The organism is Polynucleobacter sp. AP-Nickl1-40-C4 (genome assembly GCF_035012665.1).
GTDB lineage: Bacteria > Pseudomonadota > Gammaproteobacteria > Burkholderiales > Burkholderiaceae > Polynucleobacter.
In genome coordinates, this window is the sequence record NZ_JAYGQR010000002.1 from 315,865 (window position 1) to 339,900 (window position 24,036).

A 24,036-nucleotide genomic window follows, 5' to 3' on the forward strand; every position below is an offset into this window, starting at 1 on the left:
TCATGATAAATACCCCCAAAATTGAGCAAAACTGGCTAAATAACCTCACTTCCCTGCCCTGCAATTTGCAGCAGTGGGGATTAATCCTGGTTGAGGGCTCAGATGCTGCAAGTTTTTTACAAAATCAATTAACAAATTCAGTGTTGGGGCTTAGCCGCACCCTTCCCGGTCAAATGGCCCAAAATTTTTCGGGTGTCCGCCTAGTAGGCTATTGCAGTCCTAAAGGAAGGTTGCTTGCAAGTGCATGGCTTGGATTATTTCCATCTGGCGAGAATGCCGAAGATCGGTTTGCTTTATTTATTTCAAAAGATATTGCCGCAAGTACAGCAAAACGTTTATCCATGTTTGTACTGCGCTCAAAGGTCAAAGTTACCGATGTATCCGAGGATTGGATTATTTCTGGACTGCATGGTTCTGAGGAGCAGATTGTCGAATTTAAGCTTGATCCTAGCGCTATAGCTTTACGTATGCCCAATGTTTTGGCAAACAATCAATCTGTTGCACGTCTTTTGTTTGCAATGCCCGTTGATAAGCAATCAATTGCACGCGACTCCAATGAAATGCTTCAAGCATGGAATGAGCTTGAGGTCTTAAGTGCCATCCCTAGAATTGTTCAAGCAACACAGGAGCAATTTGTGCCCCAAATGATTAATTTTGAATCTGTGGCCGGAGTTGATTTTAAAAAAGGGTGTTATCCAGGCCAAGAAATCGTTGCTCGCAGTCAATATCGCGGCGCCATCAAGCGTCGACTACAAATTGCCCACATGGATAAAAGTAGTTCAGATGACAATTTGGCAATGCCGGGCGTTGAACTTTTCCACTCCAATGACCCCTCCCAGCCAGCAGGAATGGTAGTTTTATCTGCGTGTTCTCCAGAGGATAAGGAGCGCATTGACCTTCAGATCGAGTGCAAGTTAGAGGCGCTTGAAAATGGGGAAATTCATCTTGGTAGCGCTGAAGGACCTGTGTTAAAAATAGATTTATTGCCCTACCCTTTGCTCGAAATTTAATAACCTTTATGTGCCTTATTCTCTTCGCTTGGAATTCTCACCCAGAATATTCGCTGGTGGTAGCAGCGAACCGTGATGAGTTTTATGAGCGCACTACCGATGGCGTTTCATGGTGGTCTGAACATCCCCATGTTTTAGCAGGTAGAGATCGCGCTGATGTATTGGGTAGTCCTGGCACCTGGCTTGGGTTTACCAAGACCGGAAAATTTGCAGCCTTAACGAATGTTCGGGCGCCTAGCGAAAAAAATCCTGATTCTAGAACGCGTGGTGAACTGTCTTTGATCTATCTCACCGGCAATGAACGCCCCTCTGAATTTATCCAAGGCAATGCAAAACGTTTTCAGCAATACAACGGTTTTAATCTTTTGATGGCGGATTTAAGTGATCCAGCCAATGCCGAAATGCATTGGGTAAGCAACCGCATGATGATGGGGCAAAGTATTCGCCCACGCAAAGTTTTTCCACAACAGACGTTAGAGCCAGGAGTTTATGGTTTGTCCAATGCCATGCTTGATACCCCGTGGCCCAAAGTAAATCATCGTGTAGCCGCATTTGCTCAGGCTTTGGCTATGGATCAAGGACAACTTAAAAATGCAGATCCGTATTTAAAGCTATTAGCGGACACCCATCACGCCAGTGATAACGAGCTTCCTAACACGGGGGTTAGTCGTGAATGGGAGAAGGCACTTTCCCCCGCATTTATTAAAACCCCCGCTTATGGGACGCGCTCAAGTACAGTTTTACGGGTGCGGAAAGACGGTCAGTTTGAGATGGTGGAGCGTCGCTTTGATGCTTCAGGAACTGTAGGCCATGACGTTGTTACAGGCGCCCTTAGCTCTGCATCAGATTCAAATTTATCGGTCTAGCATTACTCAAAGCGACCATCATCGTTTATAACTCGATCACCATCCGCATTACGAGCTACTAAGCGCTTCAGATACTTAAAGGTGCCGGTAGACATGCAGCAAATTTCACCTTGATCGTTATAAAGCTTGGCTTCACAAAAAGCCATTGTTGCTGTTCTGCGAACCGTATCGGCCTTCACTCTCAGCACACCGGTTGCAGCTTGCATGAAATTATTTTTCATCTCAATTGTCACCACACTGCGATCACCGGGATCGCCGGAACGTGCTGCAACAGCCATAGCCACATCCATCAGCGTCAACAAAACACCTCCATGCGCTACTTCCCAAGTGTTGTTGTGCTCAGGTTTGAGAGCCAGCAAAATCTCCCCCTTGCCCATTTCAGCGCTTAAACAACGAACACCCAAAAGCTTTAAAAAAGGCACATTCAATTCCTCGCCTAAATTAGCTAACTGGGTCTGTGGATTCATTTGGACTTGTTTGTTCATAGATTAATTTTAGAGCCATGCACGTGATTTAGTAATTCCACCTAGAATACCTCTATGGCCTTTACTTTAGGCGGCGATGATGCCTGCCAAGCAACCCTCCCCACCCCGATACCCAATCCCTACTGGGTCGCATTTTCACCCTCATCCGCCAATTTGGTGGGTATCGACCTGGGCGAAAATAATCTGCCCGTAGATAAAACATGGCTAGAGGTATTGTCTGGGAACGGTTTAAACACAACCAACCATCAATTTCCAAATCCTATAGCAACAGCCTATAGCGGACATCAATTTGGGGTATGGGCTGGTCAACTAGGTGATGGACGGGCAATATTGTTAGGTGATATTGCTGGACAAGAATTACAGCTCAAAGGGGCTGGGATGACGCGATTCTCCCGCATGGGTGATGGTCGTGCTGTATTGCGTTCATCTATTAGGGAATTCTTATGCAGCGAGTCAATGCATGCTTTGGGAATTCCAACTACAAGGGCGCTATCAATTGTTGGCTCAGACATGCCTGTCAGAAGGGAAACTTTAGAGACTGCAGCCGTTTGTGCTCGCTTAGCACCAAGCTTTATTCGAGTTGGTCACTTTGAGCATTACGCTTCACTACAAAACCATGCAAGGTTAAAAGAGCTCGCAGATTACCTCATAGAAATACATTACCCAGAATCCCTACAGGCTAACGAGCCCTATTTAGATCTATTCAAAAGAATTAGTGCGCGCAATGCCAAATTAGTCGCTCAATGGCAGGCTGTGGGCTTTTGTCATGGGGTTCTCAATAGCGATAATATCAGCGTACTTGGATTGACTATTGACTATGGCCCTTTTGGATTTTTAGACCAGTTTCAGATCGATCATATTTGCAACCATAGCGATCAAGGTGGTCGTTATGCCTACCATCGTCAACCACAAATCATGCATTGGAATATGGCATGCTTGGCCAGCGCCATGATTCCACTACTTGAGCTCCGCCACGGTGAAAAAGAAGCCCAAGATCTACTGCGTTCAGCCCTTGAAGAGTTCCCAAATACTTATGCGAGAGCTTGGCAATCGTTGTTTCGTAATAAATTGGGATTTAGTACGGAGCAAGATGGGGACGTTGCCCTGATTGAACGGTTATTGCAGGCAATGCATGATTCGAAGGTGGATTTCACGAACTTCTTTCGCAACCTTGGAAAGCTCAAGTCAAAACTGCCTATTTCGCAGATTTCCTTAAGAGATGATTTTATTGACCGTGATGCAATTGATCTTTGGTTCGTTGATTATTTAGCTCGCTTACAGAGTGAATCTAGCAATGATTCAGAGCGACACCTAGCAATGAATCGAGTAAACCCAAAATACATCCTGCGAAATCATCTTGCCCAGTTCGCCATTGAACAGGCGCAGAAAAAAGACTTTTCTGAGGTATCAAAGCTTCTTAAGATTTTAAGCAACCCGTTTGATGATCAGCCAGAATTTGCTTCTTACTCGCTAGCTCCGCCACCAGATATGGATATGGTCGAAGTAAGCTGCTCCTCATAGGTGTTTAATAAGAAAATCATATTATTGGAGTCAAAATGACAAAAACAGATAAAGAATATAAGCAATCATTAAGTGATATAGAGTACCGCGTCACTCGAGAAGCGGCAACCGAGCGGCCTTTTACTGGCAAATACTGGGATCACTGGGACAAAGGTCGCTATCAGTGCGTTTGCTGCGGTACGCCACTCTTTTTATCAGAGACCAAGTTCGACGCTGGTTGTGGTTGGCCAAGCTATAACGCACCAGAAGTTGCATCCTCTATTAAGGAAATTCGAGATACTACTCATGGCATGATTCGTACCGAAGTCCGTTGCGCAAATTGCGATGCGCATTTAGGCCATGTATTTGAGGATGGCCCTATGCCAACCGGTTTGCGCTACTGTATTAACTCTGCATCCTTGAGTTTTGAGCCAGGCACTAACGCTATACCTGCAAAAACAGATGAATAAATTAAATAGCTGGATAATCACTTTATGAAATTTTTATTCGACCTATTCCCTATCATTCTCTTCTTTGTCGCATTTAAGCTGGGTGATATATACACAGCGACTATCGTAGCTATGGTTGCCACTATCGGACAGATTCTTTGGGTCTATTACCGCCATCGCAAGATCGATGCCATGCAATGGATAAGTCTTGTCATGATTGTTGTTTTTGGTAGCCTTACGATCTTCTTGCATGACAAAACGTTTATTCAACTAAAGCCAACAGCTCTTTACTGGCTCTTTTCAGGCGCTCTATTTATCAGCGCTCAGTTTTTTCAAAAGAACTGGATACAAGTATTAATGGGAAAGCAGGTAACGCTCAAAGCAGCATCAGCGCATTCAGTTTGGCGTAGCCTCAATGTGGCTTGGGCTATATTCTTTTTCTTCATGGGCGCACTCAATCTGTATGTTGCTTTTGAGTACTCAGAAGAAACATGGGTTAACTTTAAGTTGTTTGGAAGTACTGGTCTCCTATTGTTTTTTGTGATTCTTCAAGGAGTTTGGCTCTCCAAGCACATGGAGCACCCAAGCGAATGAGCATCAATCAACAACGGATTGCCGCTTTCGATGAGGATCTACACAAAGCTTTTCAGGTGCAAGCCTTAAAGATTGAAGATGAAAGTCATCTTCATGCTGGTCATGCAGGCGCGGCTAGTGGCGGCGGCCACTTTCGACTTGAGATCATCGCCCCAGAGTTTAAGGGTTTGAACCTAGTGGCTCGTCATAGGGCTGTTTATGCTGCCTTGAATCGCCATATTCCCAAGGAAATTCATGCTCTAACCATTGCCGCCCTAGCTCCAGACGAAGTTGCTGTCTAGGGCTACTTTAGAATGGCTCTATTTCCTTTAATTTAATTATCAAAAACATGATCAATAAACGTCAAATACTCTCAATCAGCCTTCTTGGAGCCGCTCTTTTATCTGCAAATGCAATCGCACAAAATGCCGTCATCGTGAACGGCAAAGCGATTCCTAAAGCGCAATTAGATAAGCTAGTTCAACGTTCAGGACAGCCCGATAACCCGCAGGTACGCGATCAAGCTCGTGAGATGTTGGTAACCCGTGAATTGGTATTGCAGGAAGCTGACAAGCGCGGCGTCATTCAGAATGAAATGGTACGCGAGCAATTAGAACAAGCGCGTATGGGAGTTTTGGTGGGTGCCGTATTTGAGGATTATGTTGAAAAAGAAGGTGTTGCAGAAGCTGATCTGAAAGCTGCTTATGACTCTGCAAAGGCTCAATACAGTGGTAAGGAATATCACGTAGAACATATCTTGGTAGAAAAAGAAGCGGATGCCAAGGCAATTACTGCGCAACTTAAGGGAGGCGCTAATTTCGAAGAAATCGCTAAGGCAAAGTCGCTCGACACTGGCTCCGCTAAAAATGGCGGCGATCTAGGCTGGGTTAGCGATAAAGCATTAGTGCCAGAGTTTTCTAAAGCAATGGTTCAACTCAAAAATGGGCAAATTACTGACAAGCCTGTGAAATCACAGTTTGGTTGGCACGTCATTAAGGTAATTGACTCTCGTGATATTCAAGCCCCAAGCTTTGAAGAAATGAAGGCTCAGTTGAAGCAGATGATCATGTCTGATAAGAATTGGCAAAAGGCGAAGTTCTCAGAAATGATGCAAAAACTACGCGCTAAAGCAAAAATTCAATAAAAAGCTAAGTAGCTCTATCTGGCGGAGTAACGTCGCGGTCTGAGTTTTTGGATCGCCATACCCGCCAGTCCGCACGCAAATGCGGACATTACGAATACATCTCTTGGTTGAGATGCTTCCCATATCCAGCCAGCACATAAGCCTCCAAGCGTTCCACCAAGGCCGTATGAGATGGTGGCCATCAAAGCTTGACCTCTAGCCTGTACCGGGCCTGTGAACCAACGTTGCAAAAGTTTTGTAGCAGCACTATGGTGTGCAGCAAAAGTGCCAGCATGCATTAATTGCGCCACTATCAAAACGGAAGTAATTGGCAGGAAAGCCATTAAGGCAAATCTGACAACGCCAATTCCAAAGGCGGCTTGCAATATCACCTCGGCGTCTAACCTGCTCAATACTTTACTTTGAAAGTAAAAGAAAATGACTTCGGCAAAAACACCTAGAGCCCAAAACAGACCAATCTGAAATTTGTTGTAGCCAAGGTTAGAGAGATAAAGAGAGTAAAAAACATATAAAGCAGCGTGGGCAAAGATCATAAAAAATCCAGACACTAAAAACCATCGAACATCTGGATTAAAAAGCACAACCAATAACTCCCCTTTAACCATTTTGCGACGCTCCATTTTGGGCTCGTGTAAACAAAAGGTAATAAGAGCTAAGGCTAGTAAAACAACGGTGCCCACAATGGGATAAAGCCCAATGCTCTTGCGCTGGAATAGCTCCCCTGCGGCAAGAACCATGGCAATAAAGCCGATAGATCCCCACAGACGCAAGCGTCCGTAACGCTTATCGAAGGAATTATCTTTATATAGAGCATGAATAGTGGCTGACTCACCAAGTGGCATCAAACTACTCAAAATGGTGTGCAACACAAACATCCAAATAAAAAACCCGATGTAGCTATGCAAGAAATAAATGCATAAGAAAACAACCGCCGCAAGACATGCGCAGAATCGAATAATGCTAATCCTATTAGAAAGGTAGTCTGATAACCAACCCCAAGAGAATGGACCAACAATGCGGGTGATCTGCAACATAGACATCAATGCTGCAATTTCTATCACGCTAAAGCCCCGATCTAAAAAGAACAGGCTGGCATATGGAGAGACCAGTCCAACATATGTAAAATATAAAAAGAAAAAGGACCCGAAGGCCCAGCGTAGCGAAGGCGTCATCTATGAGCCCATTAATCGCGGAATGCGCCTGGTTGAGAGGCTGGAATAGACGCGGCATCCGGAACATCAGCGCATTGGGCGCGATGACGTAGAGCGTGATCCATTAAAACAAGCGCCAACATTGCTTCAGCAATTGGTGTTGCACGAATGCCAACGCAAGGATCATGTCTACCTTTGGTTTGGACTGTTATGGGCTTTCCATCTAAATCAATGGATTGCTTTGGGCTCATGATGCTAGAAGTTGGTTTGATTGCTATAGAAACACGGAGATCTTGTCCGCTACTAATGCCGCCCAGGGTACCGCCAGAATTATTCGTTGCAAAGCCATCGGGATGAAGCTCATCTCCATGCTCGCTGCCACGTTGAGACACTGACTTGAAGCCGGCACCAATCTCAACACCTTTCACTGCATTGATACCCATCATGGCATGCGCAATATCGGCATCCAATTTATCGAACAAAGGCTCACCCAGACCCGCAGGAACATTACGAGCTCGTACCTCGATACGTGCGCCACAAGAGTCCCCTGCTTTACGCAAGTCATCCATATAGCCTTCAAGCTGAGGGATGATTTCTGCATTTGCAGCAAAAAATGGATTCTGATCAATCTGAGCAATATCTTTAAATGGAATTTCAAGTTCGCCCAATTGACTCATGTAGCCATAAAACTCAGTGCCATATTTTTCATGAAGCCATTTTTTTGCAATCGCTGCCGCAGCAACAACGGGCGCTGTTAAGCGAGCCGATGAGCGACCGCCACCACGGGGATCACGAATGCCATATTTATTTTGATACGCATAATCTGCGTGACCAGGTCTAAAGGTCTGCAAGATATCACCATAATCCTGGCTGCGTTGGTCTGTATTACGGATTAATAGCGCAATTGGGGTGCCTGTTGTTTTGCCCTCAAACACGCCAGAGAGGATCTCAACTTTGTCCTCTTCTTTGCGCTGCGTCACGTGACGGGATGTGCCTGGTTTGCGCCGATCTAAATCTAGCTGAATATCAGCTTCGGAAAGATTCATGCCTGGTGGGCAACCATCAACCACCGCCCCGATTGCGGGACCGTGGGATTCACCAAAAGTGGTAACAGTAAAAAGGAGGCCTAAAGTATTTCCTGACATATCGACATTATGTCATTTGTCGGAAAATGATGGCTAGAACGACTTAGGAAGCTGCTTTTTCAGCATCTTCTGGCCAATCACGAATATAGGCCTTAAGCATCGTATTTTCGAAGTCCTGGGCTTCCACTACCGATTTTGCTACGTCGTAGAAAGAGATAACGCCCATCAACATCTTTTGATCGACTACTGGCAAATAGCGCGCATGGTCTACCAGCATCATGCGCCGAACCTCATCAATCTCGGTTTCCATATTGCAGGTCAAAGGTGTTTGATTCATCACAGTATTCACTTGAAGACCTTCAAGCTTGCCGTGATGCTTAGCTAAAGCGGCAATGACTTCACGGAAGGTCAGAATACCAACCAGTTTGTCATACTCCATCACCACTAATGAACCAATGTCGTGCTCACTCATTACTAGCACTGCAGTTTGCAGCGCCGTATCAGGGGCTACTGTAAAAAGGGTGCTTCCCTTGACGCGTAATATGTCACGAACTTTCATTTGGTCTCCGAAAACAATGTATTTATAGATCCAATATAGACTCAAGAACTCCGCGAATCAAGAGCTTAGGCGCAACTTTTAGTAACGAATAACCCTAATGACACCGCTTCGAATATCCGGCAAATTAGCCACCAATACCGCGCCAGTTAAGGTAATCCACCAGGTCATATAGATCCACGTTAAACCGAGAGGCAAGATCGCAAAAGCGCCATATACCGTTTTATAGAAGGCTGTATCGCCCAAGAAAATGGCAAATCCAAACTTCATTAGCTCAAAGGCAAGCGCTGCAACAAAAGCTCCCGTAAAGGCGTCTTGCCACAAAATCTTGGCGTAAGGAAGAATTTTGTAGACCACTGCATAGACCAGAATGGCCAAAAAGATTGGGGCAATCGCGGCCACCAGTTGAAAGCCAAAAGATACCGCGCTGATCCAGCCTTCTGAAGCACTAAATAAAACGCCACTCAAGTAAATGCCAACGCCAAGCATGATTGGACCTAGGATAGTTGCCGCACTATAGATCACAATTTTTTTATACAAAGGGCGTCTTGCAGTGACCTTGAATATTTGGTTAAAGGCACCCTCAATCACCGCTAAAGTCATGATTGTCGTGATGATCAGTCCGGCCAAGCCCACATAGGTTAAGCCTTTTGCTTGGGATGAGAATTGCTCTAAATAAATAAATGCCTGCTGATTAATGCCGCCAGGCATATAGGTATCCAAAAGCCAGGATCTAAAGGTATTTTTTACTTGAATTACGCGTGGGAGGTGGCCGATCAGTATGGTGGCGATCGTGACCATCGGCACCATGGATAAAGTTGTTGTAAATGCTAGGCTGGCTGCAATTTGCTTCAAATTTTGACCGCGATTACGCTCCCAGATCTCTTTAGCCAGAGAGAGCCATAATTGGGGGTTACGAATAAGGCGCATCGCCGTATCATAAGAGATCAATATGAGCCAACACGATATTTTAGTTTTGTACTACTCCCGTTATGGTGCAACCAAGGATCTGGCGCGCCTGATTGCCGAGGGTATCGAGAGCGTACCAGGGGCAAATGCCCGCTTGAGAACCGTGCCCCCCATTTCTGCGGTTTGTGAAGCTACTGAGGCAGCCGTTCCCCAGGATGGAGCGCCTTACGCTGAATATTCAGACCTAAAGGAGTGCATTGGTCTTGCTTTAGGGTCTCCGACTCGTTTTGGCAATATGGCAGCGCCGATGAAATACTTTTGGGACGGTAGTTCTTCAGAGTGGTTGAATGGCGCCTTAATTGGTAAGCCGGCCTGCGTCTTTACGAGTACCGGCAGCATGCATGGCGGTCAAGAAAGCACCCTCTTAACAATGATGATTCCACTGTTGCATCACGGCATGATGCTGATGGGCATTCCTTACAGCGAGCCTGACCTCATGTCTTCAAATACAGGCGGCAGTCCCTATGGAGTAACTCATCTCGCCCATGCCGATGGACGTGCGCCCATCAGCCCTGAAGAGCAGCGCCTAGCAAAGGCACAGGGTAAGCGTTTAGCTGAAGCTGCCTTAATGCTTTTTCAAAACAAAAGGTAATGCATTCAGCAGTCATCATGATAAAAAAGAGTCTCGACAAAAATCCATACCAACTTATAGCAACAGCTGCTTTTATTGATTTATTTATCTTGTGTGTCTGTTGGGAGTGGTTCGTCTCCCCTCTCCGACCTGGTGGATCCTGGTTAATCCTGAAAGGCATCCCTTTGCTATTCGCTATTCCTGGGATATGGAAAGGAAGGGTTTACACAATGCAGTGGGCCTCAATGTTGATATTGCTATATACAACCGAAGGCTTAGTTCGCATTGTTGAAACAGGGACCAACTTTTGGCTTGCGTTGCTAGAAACTATTCTCTCAACAATCGGCTTTGTTTGTTTACTCATGTATCTAAAGCCCATCAAAAAAGAAGCTAAGGCTCTCAAGAAGGCTGCTGCGGAGTAAGAATGCAAAACTTCATCAATCAGCTATCCACAGTCCTTGAGACAAAATATATTCTGACTCAAGATGAGGATAAAGCGCCCTACTTAACTGATTGGCGTAAACGCTTTACGGGAAAAGCACTGGCAGTTCTTTTGCCTGGTAATGCTGCTGAAGTAGCAAATATCGTCAAACTCTGCGCCGCAAGCCAGGTTGCTATAGTCCCTCAAGGCGGTCATACCGGCTTTTGTGGCGGCGCTACGCCCGATAACAGCGGTAAGCAAGTCATCCTCAATCTCAAGCGCATGAATCAGATTCGTGAGATCGATAGTGCCAATCAAACCATCACACTTGAGGCGGGATGCATTTTGCAAGCCGTGCAAGAAAAAGCTGCTGAGCAGGGATTTTTATTTCCCTTAAGTCTGGGTGCTGAGGGTAGTTGCATGATCGGCGGTAACTTAGCAACCAATGCCGGTGGAACTAATGTGTTGCGCTACGGTAATGCACGTGATTTATGTCTAGGTCTTGAAGTTGTTACTGCTAAAGGTGAGATTTGGAATGGCGTTAAAGGTTTGCGCAAGGACAATACGGGTTACGATTTGCGTGACTTGTTTATTGGATCTGAAGGTACTTTGGGAATCATTACTGCTGCAGTCATGAAGTTATACCCGCTACCGATCTCTCAATGGACCACCCTTGTCGCATGTGAAACCATCGCCTCTTCAATTGCACTTTTAAATCTTTTTCAGAAACGGGCAACCTCATTGCTCACCGGTTTTGAAATGATGACGCAGGAGTCTTTGGAGTTAAATGAGAAGCACTTTCCTCAAATGGCAAATCCACTGCAAGGTAAGCCACCATTTACCGTGCTGATTGAATTGTCAGATCATGAGAGCGAGGACCATGTCAGACAACTTCTGGAAACCATTTTGGAGGAAGCCTTCGAATCCGGCCTTATCAGCGACGCCGTTATTGCTAGCAACTTAAGTCAAGCCAATGCTTTTTGGCATATGCGGGAACACATTACGCTAGCGCAAGCCGAAGAAGGCGCAAACCTCAAACATGACATCACCATCCCCCTTTCATCGCTTGATTGCTTTATCAAACAAACCGATGCCTTGATGAGGACAAAGTTTCCGGGTGTCAGAATCATCAATTTTGGCCATTTAGGGGATGGAAACTTGCACTACAACATTGCCCCACCCTTGGGCATAGACCCCAAGACTTTCAACGAAATCAATGAAAAACCCATTCATGAGCTCGTATATGCCCAGGTCGAGCGCTGTAATGGCTCCATTTCTGCAGAACACGGGGTAGGACAGCTCAAATTGGAGGGCTTAAGGGCTCATAAGGGTGAAGTTGCCCACGAGCTCATGAAGACCCTCAAAAGAGCTTTAGACCCCCAAAATATCCTTAATCCCCATAAAGTTGTCTCCATTTAAGAAAAACAGCTGTTTTTTTGATAAATATTTTGTAATTCGTGTCATCTCGACCGCTTTTTCATGCGTTGTATAGGCATGGAGGTGACAAATATGTCAACAAGACTCAAACGTTGGGCCCGCGCAATTCAAGAGATCGACTTGTCCACAAGGACGCCTGAAGTAGCTATTGGCTACCTGGACACTAAATACCGAGATATTGCTTGGCGTTATATCCGGATCCTTGGCTTCGAACGTACTATTAGCTTCATGGCAAGCAATAACTTTCACCCTGAGTGATTGTTAAAAAACCCTAAATATTTGATTTATTTAGGGTTTTTTTGTTTTAAAGCTGACTTGTTGAGTTTTTAGCCAAAAAAGTTCCTGACCTCCGCCAGCAATACGTCAGGAATCTCTTCTGGTATGTAGTGACCGCTGGGAACAGCTTTTCCAGAAACATCCCTTGCCACAGCCCCCCAGTCCTCTAAGGGTTTAAAGCACTGGTTTACTAAGCCATGTTCACCCCACAACACCTTCAGTGGCATCTTCAACATCTTGCCTGCAGCACGATCCGAGCGATCGTGAATAAGGTCGATCGAAGCGGCAGCGCGGTAATCTTCACACATCGCATGCATGCCTTCTGGATTGCAGGCCCCAGCCAAATATTCCGACCATCGATCTGGGGAAAATATTCCCGTACCCGCATGGCGACCCATATGATTTTTTAACCAAAACTCAGGATTAGCGCCGATTAAGGTTTCTGGAACTGGCTCTGGCTGTATCAGGAAGAACCAATGCCAATATCCCTTAGCAAATTCCATGGTGGTGTTCTCATACATGGTTAATGTTGGAGATACGTCTAGGACCATTAAGCGCAAAACACTTTCAGGAAAATCCATTGCCAGGCGATGAGAAACCCTTCCACCTCTGTCATGTCCAAGCAAGAAGAATTGATTAAAGCCTAAACTTTTCATCAATGCATGTTGATCTGCGGCCATTGATCTTTTTGAATATGTTGAGTGATCAATTTTGCCGTGGGGCTTTGATGACGCACCATATCCCCTCAAGTCAGCAGCAACTACCGTAAAGTTTCTGGCTAACTCAGGAGCTACTTGGCTCCAGATGGCCTTCGTTTGGGGAAACCCATGGAGTAGCAACAATGGAGGACCGTTACCACCAATGAGATATGAGATATCAATTGAACCATCTTCAGAGTCAGTGGAAAATGTTTTAGCTTCAAAACCTGGAAAAGATACAGACATCATTAACCCAATAAAAAAGAGCCTCACAGGAGGCTCTTATATTTTAAATATCAACGATTAGCCATAGCCTGAATTTCAGCCACAGTTACATAACCTCTGTTGCTTGAGTCGATGTAACTAAAGTGGTCATAGATACGAGGCATGCAACCATTAGCTTCTTCTCTAGTTAACTTGCCATCATGATTGACATCGCATTTAGCAAATCGCTCAGCAATTTCTTTATCGCGAGATGCATCATCAGCCAAGGCTAATAATGGGATTGCCACCAGAGATGACAAGGCAATGGCGATTATTTTTTTAATGAGGGATTTCATGATGAAGACTTATTGACCAGTTGGCACTGGGTTGGCGGATGTTTCCATTGCTGAGCGGACCACTTTCTTCGCCATTGCAACAAATGAATCTGCAGATCCGGCGTTAGTCCTAAAGGATTCCCCTTGAATGGTAATCAAGCCTTCTCCTAATAATTGTTTTGATTGACTATCAGTTATTTTGCTCTCAACCAACAGCGCTGGTGTTTTGGAATTTACCCCACCAGCATAAGCAGCTGCATTCATTGCCAAACCAATTGGGGTGAAATTCCAGGGTTGCAAACTATCGGCTGAACTTTCCGCGCCAGTGATGCCAACAGAGATGCGCGCAACACCAGGTCCTGGTTTATTAACTATCTTGATGGTGCCGCGAGAATTAACAGCCTCAACCATAGAGGCCTGTAGTGCGGCTTTTGCCTTATTAATGTCATCGATGTTGACTGACTTAGTGGCATTTTGATTCAGGTAAATCGGGTCCAAGATAACCGCAGTATATGAACCAGGGTTCACGCCTGAAATACGATATCTCCAAATACGAGTATCTTTATCGCTGCTAGCCATTGGAACCAAAATATTGTAATCAGGCAAGAATCCAGATCTAGGCATTGGCTGCGTAGCCAATTTAGGTGCATTGCTACATGCAGCCAAAGTAATTGCTGTAGCAAAGGATGCTAACAGTACTTTCATTTTATTCATGGCGATTCCGAGTGATGGGTTAAGTTAATTTGTAAGACCGTTATTAATAAAGATGATCATACCTATATCAATTTAGTCCGAGGCTGGACATGGCAAGGTGCCACCTGTCTTTTTATGTATCTGGGGTTTGCATGCAACTTGAGCGGGAGTCGTCTGAGGTAATCCCGCAGGTGCTGACGTTTGAATATTATTCAATGGTGCCTGCACTGAAGTTGCTGTAGTTGCTGCCGTTGGCGACGAAGCGATTGGATTACTCACTGTCGGAGCCGGCTTTGCTGGAGCTAAACCGACCTCTCTATAAAACGCCTTATCTGAACCAGGGCAAGGCATTAAAGCACCTGTTTTGGGGTTCACAACATCTTTGCACTGGGGATTGGCCTCAAGGCGTGCCTCTAACTTAGCGGTAGAGCACGAACAAAGAATTAAGACCGAGCCAATTAGACATGTACTAATCTTGATCAAATGAATATTCATCGAAGCATTCTATGACAATGCAGCCTAAAGGTGACCATAAATGATTGGAGCTTTGAAAGCTATGGTGCGAATGGTGGATATCTGGCCTGCCCAGCACGATTCGAACGTGCGACCTACGCCTTAGAAGGGCGTTGCTCTATCCAGCTGAGCTATAGGCAGTCTGTGTGTACTGGGACTAAATGGTGAAACTTGAGAAAGTGGTCGGAGTACAAGGATTCGAACCTTGGACCCCCTGCTCCCAAAGCAGGTGCGCTACCAGGCTGCGCTACACTCCGACGGAATCCATATTGTACACCGACATGTTGCTGAGGGCCAAATCCTGTAATATTCAGGCCCATGAGCACCCTTTTTAACGGCAAAGTTAGCAAGCAAACGCGAGCGTTAATCGCTCTTGGCTTTTTGCTATTTAGCCTCTTGGGCACCCAGTATTTAGGCTTTGCACATAGCGTTTCGCATGCCGGCTTCCAGGGCGTTAATTTAGAGTTCAACACTGGCGATCGCACTTCCTTTGGCATATCTCATGCTGCAGCCGATTGCCATTTATTTGATGCCTTAACCCTCGCCAGTTTTATTGCGCCAGATGTTCAATCTTCTATCGGGGTGCTTTCTTATTCAGGCACTTTTACCCCGCTCTTAGTGGTAACGGTTTTCCAGGCTCTTGCCTCACCCTATCAATCTCGAGCTCCCCCCAGCATCACTCTTTAATTACATTGCCCTCGCCTTATTAGAGAATTTATGTGCATTTACCTGTTGAAATAGTTCAATAGTTTTAAGAGTGAAGTATGAAATTTAGAATCCCCTATCAATTGGCTTTATTAAGCGCTTTGGGCGTAAGCCTTCCTTACTCCGCAAGAGCGGAAGATCCGAATGGCGGCTTAGTGATTGAATCGAACGCCATCTCCGAAAATAATCTTATGAGCCCGAGCAAAGTTTTGTCAGGCGATGAGTTGCAAAATAAGCTGGGTAACAACCTGGGCGCCACCCTCTCCAATGAACTGGGGGTTTCTGCAACCGGATTTGGAGCGGGCGCTTCCAGACCAGTCATTCGTGGGCTCGAAGGTGCGCGGGTACAGATTTTAGAAAATGGCCTATCGGTGAGTGACGTATCGAGTATTTCGGCAGATCATGCTACCGCCAACCCCTTAGAAAGTACGCGTCAAATTGAAATCCTACGCGGCGCATCTGCATTGATGTATGGGTCTGGCTCGAGCGGCGGCTTGGTCAATGTGATTAATGATCGCATTGCCACCTCCCTCCCAGGGGAGCCAACGGGGTCAGTAAATACGAGCTATGAAACCGTCAATCAAGACAAGACCGCCAGCGCAGTATTCGATACATCCACCGGACCAATTGCCTTTCATATTGATACCGCCATTAGCAATGCCAATAACTATCAAATCCCTGGCTACGCAGAGCAAGGTGGGCCGAATGCTAACTGGGCAATCAGCCCCGGCGTTCCGCAAAATGTGCCCTACTCTAGCAAGCTACCCTTCTCCTTTAATAATGAGAATAACTTAGGGCTGGGCGCTTCTTATATTGGTGATCATGGTTATACCGGGGTCTCACTATTGCGCCTTAATCATGACTATGGCGTTCCTACTGCTGATGGCGGATTTATTAACCAATCGCAAAATCGCTATGATTTGCAGCATGAAACCCGCGATCCTATGGATGGTTTTAGCGCTTTCAAATTCAGCATCTCTAATAGCCATTACATGCACAATGAATTTGATAACAACGGCGTGCCGCAAACTAATTGGGTAAATGATGCAACAGAATTACGCGCGGTACTAGATCATCAATCCTGGATGGGCTGGAAAGGTAGTGTTGGCTTGCAATCCTCTACCGCCAAACTAACGGCAACCGATATCGCTAGTGGCAATGCAGATATCGTTCCGCAAACAGTCACCAATTCCAATGCGCTATTTTGGGTGGAGCAAGGTAATTTTGGTGACTTTAAAAATAGTCTTGGTTTGCGCTACAACTATGTTACCCAGAACCCCAATCAGGCCAGCGTTTACGCCGACTCGATTTCTACTTATAGCCCACCTTCATTAATTAACCGTCAGTTTAATTTGGGCTCCTACTCTTTGGGAACTATTTACGAAGTGACTAAAGGCTATGGACTAGCTGCAGCCTACACCGTTTCACAAAGGGCACCAAGTGCACCCGAGCTTTACGCTTTCGGTCCACACGATGCTACCGCCACATACATAGTGGGTAATTCCAATTTACAAATAGAGACTTCGCACAACATTGAATTGGGTATACAAAAAACGATTGGACTCATCCAAGGTAAAGCCAACATCTATCAAAATCAGTTCAGTAACTACATTTATGGCTTCTACACTGGAAATACAGTCTCTGGTGATGGATATACCAACTATCCAGTAGTAGCCTCCCAACAAGCAAATGCCACCATTAAAGGGGTTGAAGGAGAATTAACCTACAACTGGCAGCAAAATGGCGTTGGCACTCGCCTATTTGGTGACGCCTCTCAAGGGACTTTTAATAGTGGCGGTAATTTACCCCTGCAACCAGCCCCACGCTTAGGGGCTGAAATTGCCCAACAAGTAAATCAATGGAAAATGAATGCTACTTACATCCATGCTTTTGAGCAGACGCGCTTAGCTAGCTTTGAGATTGGCCCCACGCCGAGCTACAACCTACTCAATGCAGGCGTGTCATACACTGAAAGAATTAACAGCATCTCTTGGACAGGCTATCTGCGTCTGACAAACTTATTGAATCAAGATATTCGTTATGCCACAACGCCAGAGACGGTACGCTTATACGCACCCCAACCGGGTCGCAGCGCCATGATTGGGGTTCGAGCTGCTTTTTAAAGGAACTTGGTGATGAGGGTTGCCACCAAACCCGAGCCCAGAATAACAAATACAGGATTGATTTTTGTTCTCAAAATGAAAACAGGGAAGTTAAAGCCAATCCCAGAGTGATAGGACTAATGATAGAAGATTTGGCAACAGCATAGACGCCGGATATCATTAGTCCAATCGAAATGGGCTCCAAAGCATTTTGGATGGTTCTGCGCCAAGGGCTTTCACCAAAGCGATTCCAAATACGACCAGCATAAAAGCACAAAATACTCGATGGCAAGAAAAATGAGAGCAGAACAACTCCCGCTCCTACTAGGCCAGCAACCTGAAATCCGATCACCAAGACCATCAACATATTAGGGCCTGGTGCAATTTGTCCGATACTATAAATATGTACAAAACGCAGGTGATCAATGCCAAATTGATGAGCTAGTAAGGATTGCATCTCCGGTAATATAGCGGTCCCGCCACCTACCGCCAGGAGTGACAGTAAGCCAAAGCTGAGTGCTAATGAAACTAAATGGTTCATGATCTAACTCTTGGGCGATAAATATAAATTGCTATCGGAGCCATTATTAATAGGACGATGGGTAGACTTAGCTTTACCAGACTCATCAAAATAAAGGTTGGCACAATAATGAAAAGTGACTTGAGATGCTTCCAGTGCTCGTCACCGATCCGATAAGTAATTGCCGCCAGTAAACCACATGCAGCTGCTGCAACTCCAGACAAAATGATATTTGCTAGTGGGTGATCTGTATTCGTGGTGTATGCAACACCAATAATTAGTACAAATAGAGATCCAGGAAGTATTAGGCCGATGGTTGACACGAAAGCGCCTAACATGCCGCGCAAATGATCTCCGGCTAACACCGCTAAGTTCACTGAATTTAAGCCTAGCATAGTTTGGCTAATTGCAAGATAGCCCATGAATTCATCGGCAGTAAGCCAGCGTCTTTTTTCAATTAAAAGAATGCGTTCATAAGCAATGATTCCTCCACCAAAACTTACTGCGCCGATGAGTAAAAACTGGAAAAAGAGGTCATGTAAACTTACTGACAAATCTTCATCAGTTAATTTTGCGGAGCTCATTCAGGCTTTCCATAGATTAATGCCGTTTTTGTACTACCAATTTCTAACCAATCAGCCAATTCAGTTTGAAGCTTTTTAAAAAACTTATCCGCCCTCTTATGAGCCTTGGCTTGTGAGCGATTTTCATCGTTTACGCGATATGAAAAGGCAAGCTCGCCTACAATAGGGTCGCCAGCAGCCCTCATCCAAATGGCAATTTCACAATGCGCTTGCACACCATCTCCAAAAACCAGGTTTCCTAATGGCAAGCAGGCTTCAAGAATCTTATTGGTAGGACCACCAACTATATGTACGGGAGTTTTTTTATCTATCGAAAGATTTGCCATGCCTGGAAAATACTCACAAATCCCACTAATTGATCTGTCAAATAAACTATCAATTGGAACGGCATCCAAAATTGCATTGTTTGAGAAGATTTGACGTTTAGAACCCAAGGCATCGCCACGTAAGATTTCCTCTTTAAAGCGAGCCCTGGATTTTATTTTCTTTTGTGGGGCTGGATTAAATTTGGACGCATGCTCCATGTCATGGGTTCGATACTTGAGTGTGACTCTGCATAGTCATCAACCCACACGTTTTGTCGTGACTCTCGAACTCGCAAAATAATATTATTTAAACGGAAATCTTCACCGGGAGTATCGTAAAAATAAATATTTCGTAGCCCGGTATTTGCATTATCAAGGTGAAAAAAATCCACCTTACTTTTCTTGCAAAACTTCACAATTTGTTCGCTAAGAAGCAAAATTCTGCCGTGACGATCAAGACCCTTTGGCTTGATGAGTAATTTAAATTCTCTATTGGTAATGGATGGATGCAGCTTCATAAAATAATCCTTTTTTCTTGAGCTTATCACCAACTCGTGAAATTAAATCAGTTCATGAGGTTGTAAGTGGGTAAACCAAGCTCTTAGCGAATTGAGTGGGTTAGGCAGTGCGAACCAAATCAGCAATACTTTTGGCTGCACTCATTGCAATATCAGCATCTTTAGTCTCAACCATAACGCGCAATAAAGGCTCCGTACCGGATGCACGAATCAGAACCCTACCAATGTTTTGGAGATCAGTCTCAACCTTGGTGATTTGGTTTTTTAGTCTTTCGTCGCTCTTCCAGTCGTAACCGGGTTTAAACTTCACATTCAAAAGTACCTGCGGGAATATTTTGACAGCATCCAATAATTGCGCAAGGCTCTTTTTGTTTTGACTCATTGCCGCTAACACTTGAAGTGCCGCAATTGTGCCGTCACCTGTAGAGTGCTGGTCCAAGCAAAGCAAGTGACCCGAACCTTCGCCACCAATAATCCAACCATTTTGTTTGAGTAATTCCAAAACATAGCGATCGCCCACATTGGCGCGCTCAAAACCGATGCCCAGGTCTTTAATAGCGTTTTCAACTGCAAGATTAGTCATTAATGTGCCCACAGCACCACCAATCTGCTGGCCACGATCCAAACGATCTTTTGCCAGCACATACAAAAGCTCATCGCCATTAAATAAACGACCAGAAGCATCAACCATTTGCAGGCGATCAGCATCTCCATCTAGAGCAATACCTAGATCCGCTTTTACTTCTTTAACTTTAGCAATTAAGGCTGCTGGTGCCGTTGCTCCGCAACCATCATTGATATTGCGACCATCCGGGCTCACGCCGATGGAAATGACTTCAGCACCTAGCTCATGAAAAACATGTGGAGCTGTGTGATAGGCAGCTCCATTGGCGCAATCTACCACAAGCTTTAACCCCTTCAGATTTAGCTCGCCTGGAAATGTTGATTTACAAAACTCAATATAGCGTCCTGCAGCATCATCTAGGCGAAAGGCTTTACCAAGCTCTTTTGAATTTACACAACCCATAGGTTTTTCTAATTCAGCTTCAATGGCAAGCTCAAACTCATCAGACAACTTATCGCCTTTAGCAGAGAAGAACTTGATGCCGTTATCTTGATAAGGGTTATGAGAAGCAGAAATCACTAAGCCAGCAGACAAACGTAATGCCTTGGTGAGGTATGCAACGCCAGGGGTTGGAATGGGGCCACAAAGCATGACATCCACCCCTGCAGCAGCAAACCCAGCCTCTAATGCAGCTTCCAACAAATATCCTGATACGCGCGTGTCTTTACCTATGAGAATTTTGCAGCGTTCACCCGGCTTGGCTTCACGTGTTAATACTTTGCCGGCAGCATATCCAAGGCGTGTCATAAATTCAGGGACTATAGGAAATTGGCCTACTTCCCCTCGAATGCCATCAGTGCCAAAGTATTGTTTTTTCATGGGTTTCATTATAAAACTTAGATGCGTTACTAAGTATTTATAGCACTCCAAAGCTTTAGGGCATCAACAGTCTCGGGAACATCATGAACCCGGACAATTTGAGCGCCACGATCGGCGGCCATAATTGCTGCGGCAATGCTTGGGGCAAGTCGCTTGTTGGTATCTTTACCGGTAATTTTGCCAATCATCGATTTACGTGAAATTCCTGCCAATACGGGAAAGCCTAATGTCGAGAAGTCAGCAAAGTGTGCCAGCATATTGAGGTTATGTTCCAAGCTCTTACCAAAACCAAATCCTGGATCAATAGCAATACGGTCACTGCTGATGCCTTTCGAAATTAAAAGCTTCGCTCTATGATTTAGAAACTGCTTGACCTCGGCAATGACGTCCTGATATTCAGGGTTAAATTGCATTGTTAGGGGGTCGCGTTGCATGTGCATTAATACAATGCCGCAGTGATGACTGCCCATCACAGCCTCTAAAGCCCCCGCTTGCCTGAGGGCCCAAATATCATTTACACAATCTACACCAGCATGCAACGCTTGGCGCATTGTGTCTGCTTTGTAGGTATCTATTGATAAAGGCACACCGCAATCCTTCAGTGCCTCAATAACCGGAAGCACTCTATCCAACTCTTCTTGCAACTCAACTGGTTCAGCACCAGGACGGGTTGATTCCCCGCCAATATCAATGAGATCAACCCCGTTTTCGATCATTAACTCCGCTTGTGCAATAGCATCTTTAGCGCTTCTGAATTTACCACCATCAAAAAAAGAATCCGGCGTTGCATTCAGAATGCCCATCACAATCGGGCGCTTGCGTTTGGAGAAATCAAAAAGAAAACGCCCACAACGCCAAGTTGTGGGCATCTCTTGAAGGCTTTGATAATGCATCAAAGACTACAGCTAAATAGTGTAATTAAGCGGTAGCTGGAGCGCTGCCAGTAGCAGGGCCAGGAGTACCAGCGGAATTACCAAACTGAGTTGCTGGAGGTGGCTTAGGTGCACGTGGTGGGCGACCTTCCATGATGTCATTGATTTGCTCTGCATCAATAGTTTCCCATTCCAGTAAAGCTGCAACCATCGCTTCAACCTTATCTCGGTTTTGTTCCAAGATCGATCTAGCTAAAGCATACTGACTATCAATCAACGTACGTATTTCAGCATCTACCTTTTGTTGGGTTAGTTCAGAAACTGTTTTGGTGCTGTTGCGACCAAAAATACTTTCTGATTCGGTATCAACATAAACCATGGTGCCCAAGCTATCACTCATGCCATAACGAGTCACCATATCACGAGCCATTTTCGTAGCGCGTTCAAAATCATTGGAAGCGCCAGTACTTGAAGAATGCAAGAACAACTCTTCTGCAGCACGACCACCAAACAAAATAGCCAGCTCTTCCATCATGCGATCTTTATACAAGTTCACACGATCAAACTCAGGTAGCTGCCAAGTCACACCCAACGCCATACCTCGCGGCATGATGGTAACTTTATGAACAGGGTCAGCCTTAGGTAAAACCTTAGCTACAACAGCATGGCCAGACTCGTGATATGCGGTGTTGCGACGCTCTTCTTCGCGCATAACAGCTGACTTGCGCTCAGGCCCCATATAAATTTTATCTTTAGCGTCTTCAAAGTCTTTCATATCTACTGCACGCTTATTTCGACGTGCCGCAAACAATGCAGATTCATTTACCAAGTTCGCCAAATCTGCTCCTGAGAAACCAGGAGTGCCGCGAGCCAAAACAGCAGCATTAACGTCAGGATCGATTGGAACCTTACGCATATGCACTTGCAAAATTTGCTCACGACCACGGATGTCTGGCAAACCTACGTGCACTTGTCGATCGAAACGTCCTGGACGCAACAAAGCTTTATCAAGCACATCAGAGCGGTTTGTTGCAGCGACTACGATCACGCCACTATTACTTTCGAAACCATCCATCTCAACCAGCATTTGGTTTAGTGTTTGTTCGCGTTCATCATTGCCGCCACCCATGCCGGCACCGCGATGACGACCAACAGCGTCAATCTCATCAATAAAGATGATGCAAGGAGAATTTTTCTTGGCGTTTTCAAACATGTCACGAACACGTGATGCACCAACACCAACAAACATCTCCACGAAGTCAGAGCCTGAGATCGAGAAGAATGGCACCTTAGCCTCACCCGCGATGGCGCGAGCCAAAAGAGTCTTACCAGTACCTGGAGGCCCTACAAGCAACACACCATGCGGAATACGACCGCCGAGCTTTTGAAATTTTTGGGGATCTTTTAAGAAATCAACAATCTCAAAGACCTCCTCTTTGGCTTCATCGCAACCTGCAACGTCGGCAAAGGTAACCGTATTGCTATTCTCATCAATCAAGCGCGCTTTAGATTTGCCAAAGGAGAATGCACCGCCCTTACCGCCACCTTGCATTTGGCGCATCATGAAAAACCAAAAGCCAATAATTAATAAGGTAGGGCCAAGATAGTACAAAGCAGAAACCAACATATTCGGTTCGTCATCAGCTTTGCCCGTAACTTGAACTCCATATTTCATGAGGTCACCAACCATCCAGATATCACCTGGAGAGATGATGGAGTATTTAGTGCCGTCAGCAGGCGTCACTTGTAATGTGCGACCTTGTACATCTACGCGCTTTACTTTGCCGGCCTTAGCGTCATCCATGAATTGGGAATACGTCACCTGAGTTTGGTCCTTAGGCTTATCAAACTGTTTAAAAACAGTGAAAAGCACCAAGCCCACAATGAGCCACACGCCGATTTTTTGGAACATATTGCCGTTCAAAATGAGTCCTTTTCTGGAGTGAACCAGGAGTTAAAGCGATTTGCTTCCTAAGTATTTGATTCTACTACCACCCTTTTTCAAGAGCTAATGGCATATATATTTGATAAAACCCTATAAAAACGGGGG

The 24,036-nt window shown here is 45.3% G+C and carries 29 protein-coding genes and 2 tRNA genes; 13 read left to right on the top strand and 18 right to left on the bottom strand.

Annotated elements, in window-relative coordinates; genetic code table 11:
- Positions 1 to 2 precede the first annotated feature (2 nt).
- Complete coding sequence (locus VC182_RS03935; RefSeq protein WP_323484559.1) at positions 3 to 1,010, top strand: folate-binding protein; 1,008 nt, start codon at positions 3 to 5, stop codon at positions 1,008 to 1,010.
- An 8-nt stretch (positions 1,011 to 1,018) separates the two neighbouring features.
- The gene (locus VC182_RS03940; RefSeq protein ID WP_323484560.1) at positions 1,019 to 1,876 is read left to right on the top strand and encodes an NRDE family protein; all 858 of its coding nucleotides are present in this window, start codon (positions 1,019 to 1,021) and stop codon (positions 1,874 to 1,876) included.
- Positions 1,877 to 1,878: 2 nt separating this feature from the next.
- Here the strand turns inward: VC182_RS03940 and VC182_RS03945 are convergent, their stop codons facing one another.
- A complete protein-coding gene (locus tag VC182_RS03945) occupies positions 1,879 to 2,361 on the bottom strand; it encodes a PaaI family thioesterase (RefSeq protein WP_216241738.1) in 483 nt (160 codons plus the stop codon).
- A 54-nt stretch (positions 2,362 to 2,415) separates the two neighbouring features.
- Between VC182_RS03945 and VC182_RS03950 the strand changes: the two genes are divergently transcribed.
- Genes VC182_RS03950 through VC182_RS03970 form a run of 5 tightly spaced genes read left to right on the top strand, consistent with a single transcriptional unit; the run spans position 2,416 to position 6,027 of the window.
- Positions 2,416 to 3,882, top strand: a complete 1,467-nt coding sequence (locus VC182_RS03950) for a protein adenylyltransferase SelO (protein ID WP_323484561.1) — start codon at positions 2,416 to 2,418, stop codon at positions 3,880 to 3,882.
- A 35-nt stretch (positions 3,883 to 3,917) separates the two neighbouring features.
- Positions 3,918 to 4,331 carry a peptide-methionine (R)-S-oxide reductase MsrB gene (gene msrB / locus VC182_RS03955; protein WP_215322204.1) on the top strand — a complete coding sequence of 138 codons (414 nt, stop codon included), beginning with the start codon at positions 3,918 to 3,920 and terminating at the stop codon, positions 4,329 to 4,331.
- A 24-nt stretch (positions 4,332 to 4,355) separates the two neighbouring features.
- The gene (locus tag VC182_RS03960; protein WP_323484562.1) at positions 4,356 to 4,904 is read left to right on the top strand and encodes a septation protein A; all 549 of its coding nucleotides are present in this window, start codon (positions 4,356 to 4,358) and stop codon (positions 4,902 to 4,904) included.
- Positions 4,901 to 5,185: a BolA family protein gene (locus tag VC182_RS03965; RefSeq protein ID WP_323484563.1), complete on the top strand. Its 285-nt coding sequence runs from the start codon at positions 4,901 to 4,903 to the stop codon at positions 5,183 to 5,185. The genes VC182_RS03960 and VC182_RS03965 overlap by 4 nt, the downstream gene beginning before the upstream one ends.
- Before the next feature lie 47 nt (positions 5,186 to 5,232).
- Positions 5,233 to 6,027, top strand: coding sequence for a peptidylprolyl isomerase (locus VC182_RS03970; protein WP_072582439.1), 795 nt, complete (start codon positions 5,233 to 5,235; stop codon positions 6,025 to 6,027).
- A 14-nt stretch (positions 6,028 to 6,041) separates the two neighbouring features.
- Here the strand turns inward: VC182_RS03970 and VC182_RS03975 are convergent, their stop codons facing one another.
- The 4 genes from VC182_RS03975 to VC182_RS03990 form a co-directional block, all read right to left on the bottom strand.
- Positions 6,042 to 7,199 carry an MFS transporter gene (locus tag VC182_RS03975; protein WP_323484564.1) on the bottom strand — a complete coding sequence of 386 codons (1,158 nt, stop codon included), beginning with the start codon at positions 7,197 to 7,199 and terminating at the stop codon, positions 6,042 to 6,044.
- Positions 7,200 to 7,210: 11 nt separating this feature from the next.
- The gene (aroC, locus tag VC182_RS03980) at positions 7,211 to 8,323 is read right to left on the bottom strand and encodes a chorismate synthase (protein WP_323484565.1); all 1,113 of its coding nucleotides are present in this window, start codon (positions 8,321 to 8,323) and stop codon (positions 7,211 to 7,213) included.
- 43 nt (positions 8,324 to 8,366) lie between these two features.
- Positions 8,367 to 8,822 carry a CBS domain-containing protein gene (locus VC182_RS03985; protein WP_323484566.1) on the bottom strand — a complete coding sequence of 152 codons (456 nt, stop codon included), beginning with the start codon at positions 8,820 to 8,822 and terminating at the stop codon, positions 8,367 to 8,369.
- A gap of 78 nt (positions 8,823 to 8,900) precedes the next feature.
- Positions 8,901 to 9,749, bottom strand: coding sequence for a YihY family inner membrane protein (locus tag VC182_RS03990; RefSeq protein WP_323484567.1), 849 nt, complete (start codon positions 9,747 to 9,749; stop codon positions 8,901 to 8,903).
- A gap of 22 nt (positions 9,750 to 9,771) precedes the next feature.
- Here VC182_RS03990 and wrbA point away from each other — a divergent pair, with 22 nt between their 5' ends.
- The 4 genes from wrbA to VC182_RS04010 all read left to right on the top strand — a co-directional run bounded on the left by wrbA (position 9,772) and on the right by VC182_RS04010 (position 12,475).
- Entirely contained in the window at positions 9,772 to 10,380 is a 609-nt protein-coding gene (gene wrbA, locus VC182_RS03995) for an NAD(P)H:quinone oxidoreductase (protein ID WP_215322216.1), read from the top strand.
- A gap of 17 nt (positions 10,381 to 10,397) precedes the next feature.
- On the top strand, positions 10,398 to 10,781 hold the full coding sequence (locus VC182_RS04000; RefSeq protein WP_323484568.1) for a DUF2069 domain-containing protein: 384 nt from the start codon (positions 10,398 to 10,400) through the stop codon (positions 10,779 to 10,781).
- A gap of 2 nt (positions 10,782 to 10,783) precedes the next feature.
- Positions 10,784 to 12,199 carry an FAD-binding oxidoreductase gene (locus VC182_RS04005; protein ID WP_323484569.1) on the top strand — a complete coding sequence of 472 codons (1,416 nt, stop codon included), beginning with the start codon at positions 10,784 to 10,786 and terminating at the stop codon, positions 12,197 to 12,199.
- Between the two features lie 90 nt (positions 12,200 to 12,289).
- A complete protein-coding gene (locus VC182_RS04010; protein WP_323483093.1) occupies positions 12,290 to 12,475 on the top strand; it encodes a hypothetical protein in 186 nt (61 codons plus the stop codon).
- Positions 12,476 to 12,543: 68 nt separating this feature from the next.
- On the opposite strand, the gene VC182_RS04015 is transcribed toward VC182_RS04010, so the two are convergent.
- The 6 genes from VC182_RS04015 to VC182_RS04040 form a co-directional block, all read right to left on the bottom strand.
- Positions 12,544 to 13,437 (bottom strand): alpha/beta hydrolase, encoded by an 894-nt coding sequence (locus VC182_RS04015; RefSeq protein ID WP_323484638.1) that lies wholly within the window; start codon positions 13,435 to 13,437, stop codon positions 12,544 to 12,546.
- 50 nt (positions 13,438 to 13,487) lie between these two features.
- Positions 13,488 to 13,751: an EF-hand domain-containing protein gene (locus VC182_RS04020; RefSeq protein ID WP_255538501.1), complete on the bottom strand. Its 264-nt coding sequence runs from the start codon at positions 13,749 to 13,751 to the stop codon at positions 13,488 to 13,490.
- Positions 13,752 to 13,760: 9 nt separating this feature from the next.
- On the bottom strand, positions 13,761 to 14,444 hold the full coding sequence (locus tag VC182_RS04025) for a DUF3313 domain-containing protein (protein WP_323484570.1): 684 nt from the start codon (positions 14,442 to 14,444) through the stop codon (positions 13,761 to 13,763).
- A 72-nt stretch (positions 14,445 to 14,516) separates the two neighbouring features.
- Positions 14,517 to 14,918, bottom strand: coding sequence for a hypothetical protein (locus VC182_RS04030; protein ID WP_323484571.1), 402 nt, complete (start codon positions 14,916 to 14,918; stop codon positions 14,517 to 14,519).
- Positions 14,919 to 15,000: 82 nt separating this feature from the next.
- A tRNA-Arg gene (locus VC182_RS04035) sits at positions 15,001 to 15,077 on the bottom strand.
- Between the two features lie 39 nt (positions 15,078 to 15,116).
- A tRNA-Pro gene (locus VC182_RS04040) sits at positions 15,117 to 15,193 on the bottom strand.
- A gap of 61 nt (positions 15,194 to 15,254) precedes the next feature.
- Here VC182_RS04040 and VC182_RS04045 point away from each other — a divergent pair.
- Together VC182_RS04045 and VC182_RS04050 are read left to right on the top strand one after the other, a co-directional pair.
- The gene (locus VC182_RS04045) at positions 15,255 to 15,623 is read left to right on the top strand and encodes a hypothetical protein (protein ID WP_215271596.1); all 369 of its coding nucleotides are present in this window, start codon (positions 15,255 to 15,257) and stop codon (positions 15,621 to 15,623) included.
- Positions 15,624 to 15,700: 77 nt separating this feature from the next.
- Complete coding sequence (locus VC182_RS04050) at positions 15,701 to 17,764, top strand: TonB-dependent receptor (RefSeq protein WP_323484572.1); 2,064 nt, start codon at positions 15,701 to 15,703, stop codon at positions 17,762 to 17,764.
- A 70-nt stretch (positions 17,765 to 17,834) separates the two neighbouring features.
- On the opposite strand, the gene VC182_RS04055 is transcribed toward VC182_RS04050, so the two are convergent.
- The 7 genes from VC182_RS04055 to ftsH form a co-directional block, all read right to left on the bottom strand.
- The gene (locus VC182_RS04055) at positions 17,835 to 18,284 is read right to left on the bottom strand and encodes a chromate transporter (protein WP_323484573.1); all 450 of its coding nucleotides are present in this window, start codon (positions 18,282 to 18,284) and stop codon (positions 17,835 to 17,837) included.
- Positions 18,281 to 18,847 carry a chromate transporter gene (locus tag VC182_RS04060; RefSeq protein ID WP_323484574.1) on the bottom strand — a complete coding sequence of 189 codons (567 nt, stop codon included), beginning with the start codon at positions 18,845 to 18,847 and terminating at the stop codon, positions 18,281 to 18,283. Before VC182_RS04060 ends, VC182_RS04055 begins: the two co-directional genes overlap by 4 nt.
- A complete protein-coding gene (locus VC182_RS04065) occupies positions 18,844 to 19,242 on the bottom strand; it encodes a hypothetical protein (RefSeq protein ID WP_323484575.1) in 399 nt (132 codons plus the stop codon). Before VC182_RS04065 ends, VC182_RS04060 begins: the two co-directional genes overlap by 4 nt.
- An 83-nt stretch (positions 19,243 to 19,325) precedes the next feature.
- Positions 19,326 to 19,670: a hypothetical protein gene (locus tag VC182_RS04070; protein ID WP_323484576.1), complete on the bottom strand. Its 345-nt coding sequence runs from the start codon at positions 19,668 to 19,670 to the stop codon at positions 19,326 to 19,328.
- Positions 19,671 to 19,770: 100 nt separating this feature from the next.
- On the bottom strand, positions 19,771 to 21,114 hold the full coding sequence (gene glmM / locus VC182_RS04075) for a phosphoglucosamine mutase (protein WP_323484577.1): 1,344 nt from the start codon (positions 21,112 to 21,114) through the stop codon (positions 19,771 to 19,773).
- Positions 21,115 to 21,143: 29 nt separating this feature from the next.
- Positions 21,144 to 21,983, bottom strand: coding sequence for a dihydropteroate synthase (gene folP, locus VC182_RS04080; RefSeq protein WP_072582565.1), 840 nt, complete (start codon positions 21,981 to 21,983; stop codon positions 21,144 to 21,146).
- 49 nt (positions 21,984 to 22,032) lie between these two features.
- Positions 22,033 to 23,910: an ATP-dependent zinc metalloprotease FtsH gene (ftsH, locus tag VC182_RS04085; RefSeq protein ID WP_323484578.1), complete on the bottom strand. Its 1,878-nt coding sequence runs from the start codon at positions 23,908 to 23,910 to the stop codon at positions 22,033 to 22,035.
- Between the last annotated feature and the right edge of the window lie 126 nt (positions 23,911 to 24,036).

Excerpts from the sequence above, each read along its gene's own strand:
- VC182_RS03945 (WP_216241738.1), bottom strand. The coding sequence starts at position 2,361 with ATGAACAAACAAGTCCAAATGAATCCACAGACCCAGTTAGCTAATTTA.
- VC182_RS04015 (WP_323484638.1), bottom strand. The coding sequence starts at position 13,437 with ATGTCTGTATCTTTTCCAGGTTTTGAAGCTAAAACATTTTCCACTGAC.
- VC182_RS04060 (WP_323484574.1), bottom strand. The coding sequence starts at position 18,847 with ATGAGCTCCGCAAAATTAACTGATGAAGATTTGTCAGTAAGTTTACAT.
- VC182_RS03960 (WP_323484562.1), top strand. The coding sequence starts at position 4,356 with ATGAAATTTTTATTCGACCTATTCCCTATCATTCTCTTCTTTGTCGCA.
- VC182_RS04010 (WP_323483093.1), top strand. The coding sequence starts at position 12,290 with ATGTCAACAAGACTCAAACGTTGGGCCCGCGCAATTCAAGAGATCGAC.
- glmM (WP_323484577.1), bottom strand. The coding sequence starts at position 21,114 with ATGAAAAAACAATACTTTGGCACTGATGGCATTCGAGGGGAAGTAGGC.
- VC182_RS03990 (WP_323484567.1), bottom strand. The coding sequence starts at position 9,749 with ATGCGCCTTATTCGTAACCCCCAATTATGGCTCTCTCTGGCTAAAGAG.
- VC182_RS04020 (WP_255538501.1), bottom strand. The coding sequence starts at position 13,751 with ATGAAATCCCTCATTAAAAAAATAATCGCCATTGCCTTGTCATCTCTG.
- wrbA (WP_215322216.1), top strand. The coding sequence starts at position 9,772 with ATGAGCCAACACGATATTTTAGTTTTGTACTACTCCCGTTATGGTGCA.
- VC182_RS04050 (WP_323484572.1), top strand. The coding sequence starts at position 15,701 with ATGAAATTTAGAATCCCCTATCAATTGGCTTTATTAAGCGCTTTGGGC.
- VC182_RS04030 (WP_323484571.1), bottom strand. The coding sequence starts at position 14,918 with ATGAATATTCATTTGATCAAGATTAGTACATGTCTAATTGGCTCGGTC.
- msrB (WP_215322204.1), top strand. The coding sequence starts at position 3,918 with ATGACAAAAACAGATAAAGAATATAAGCAATCATTAAGTGATATAGAG.
- VC182_RS04055 (WP_323484573.1), bottom strand. The coding sequence starts at position 18,284 with ATGAACCATTTAGTTTCATTAGCACTCAGCTTTGGCTTACTGTCACTC.
- aroC (WP_323484565.1), bottom strand. The coding sequence starts at position 8,323 with ATGTCAGGAAATACTTTAGGCCTCCTTTTTACTGTTACCACTTTTGGT.
- VC182_RS03950 (WP_323484561.1), top strand. The coding sequence starts at position 2,416 with ATGGCCTTTACTTTAGGCGGCGATGATGCCTGCCAAGCAACCCTCCCC.
- VC182_RS03935 (WP_323484559.1), top strand. The coding sequence starts at position 3 with ATGATAAATACCCCCAAAATTGAGCAAAACTGGCTAAATAACCTCACT.
- VC182_RS03985 (WP_323484566.1), bottom strand. The coding sequence starts at position 8,822 with ATGAAAGTTCGTGACATATTACGCGTCAAGGGAAGCACCCTTTTTACA.
- folP (WP_072582565.1), bottom strand. The coding sequence starts at position 21,983 with ATGCCCACAACTTGGCGTTGTGGGCGTTTTCTTTTTGATTTCTCCAAA.
- VC182_RS04000 (WP_323484568.1), top strand. The coding sequence starts at position 10,398 with ATGATAAAAAAGAGTCTCGACAAAAATCCATACCAACTTATAGCAACA.
- VC182_RS03975 (WP_323484564.1), bottom strand. The coding sequence starts at position 7,199 with ATGACGCCTTCGCTACGCTGGGCCTTCGGGTCCTTTTTCTTTTTATAT.
- VC182_RS04045 (WP_215271596.1), top strand. The coding sequence starts at position 15,255 with ATGAGCACCCTTTTTAACGGCAAAGTTAGCAAGCAAACGCGAGCGTTA.
- VC182_RS03965 (WP_323484563.1), top strand. The coding sequence starts at position 4,901 with ATGAGCATCAATCAACAACGGATTGCCGCTTTCGATGAGGATCTACAC.
- VC182_RS03940 (WP_323484560.1), top strand. The coding sequence starts at position 1,019 with ATGTGCCTTATTCTCTTCGCTTGGAATTCTCACCCAGAATATTCGCTG.
- VC182_RS04070 (WP_323484576.1), bottom strand. The coding sequence starts at position 19,670 with ATGAAGCTGCATCCATCCATTACCAATAGAGAATTTAAATTACTCATC.
- VC182_RS04025 (WP_323484570.1), bottom strand. The coding sequence starts at position 14,444 with ATGAATAAAATGAAAGTACTGTTAGCATCCTTTGCTACAGCAATTACT.
- VC182_RS03970 (WP_072582439.1), top strand. The coding sequence starts at position 5,233 with ATGATCAATAAACGTCAAATACTCTCAATCAGCCTTCTTGGAGCCGCT.
- VC182_RS04005 (WP_323484569.1), top strand. The coding sequence starts at position 10,784 with ATGCAAAACTTCATCAATCAGCTATCCACAGTCCTTGAGACAAAATAT.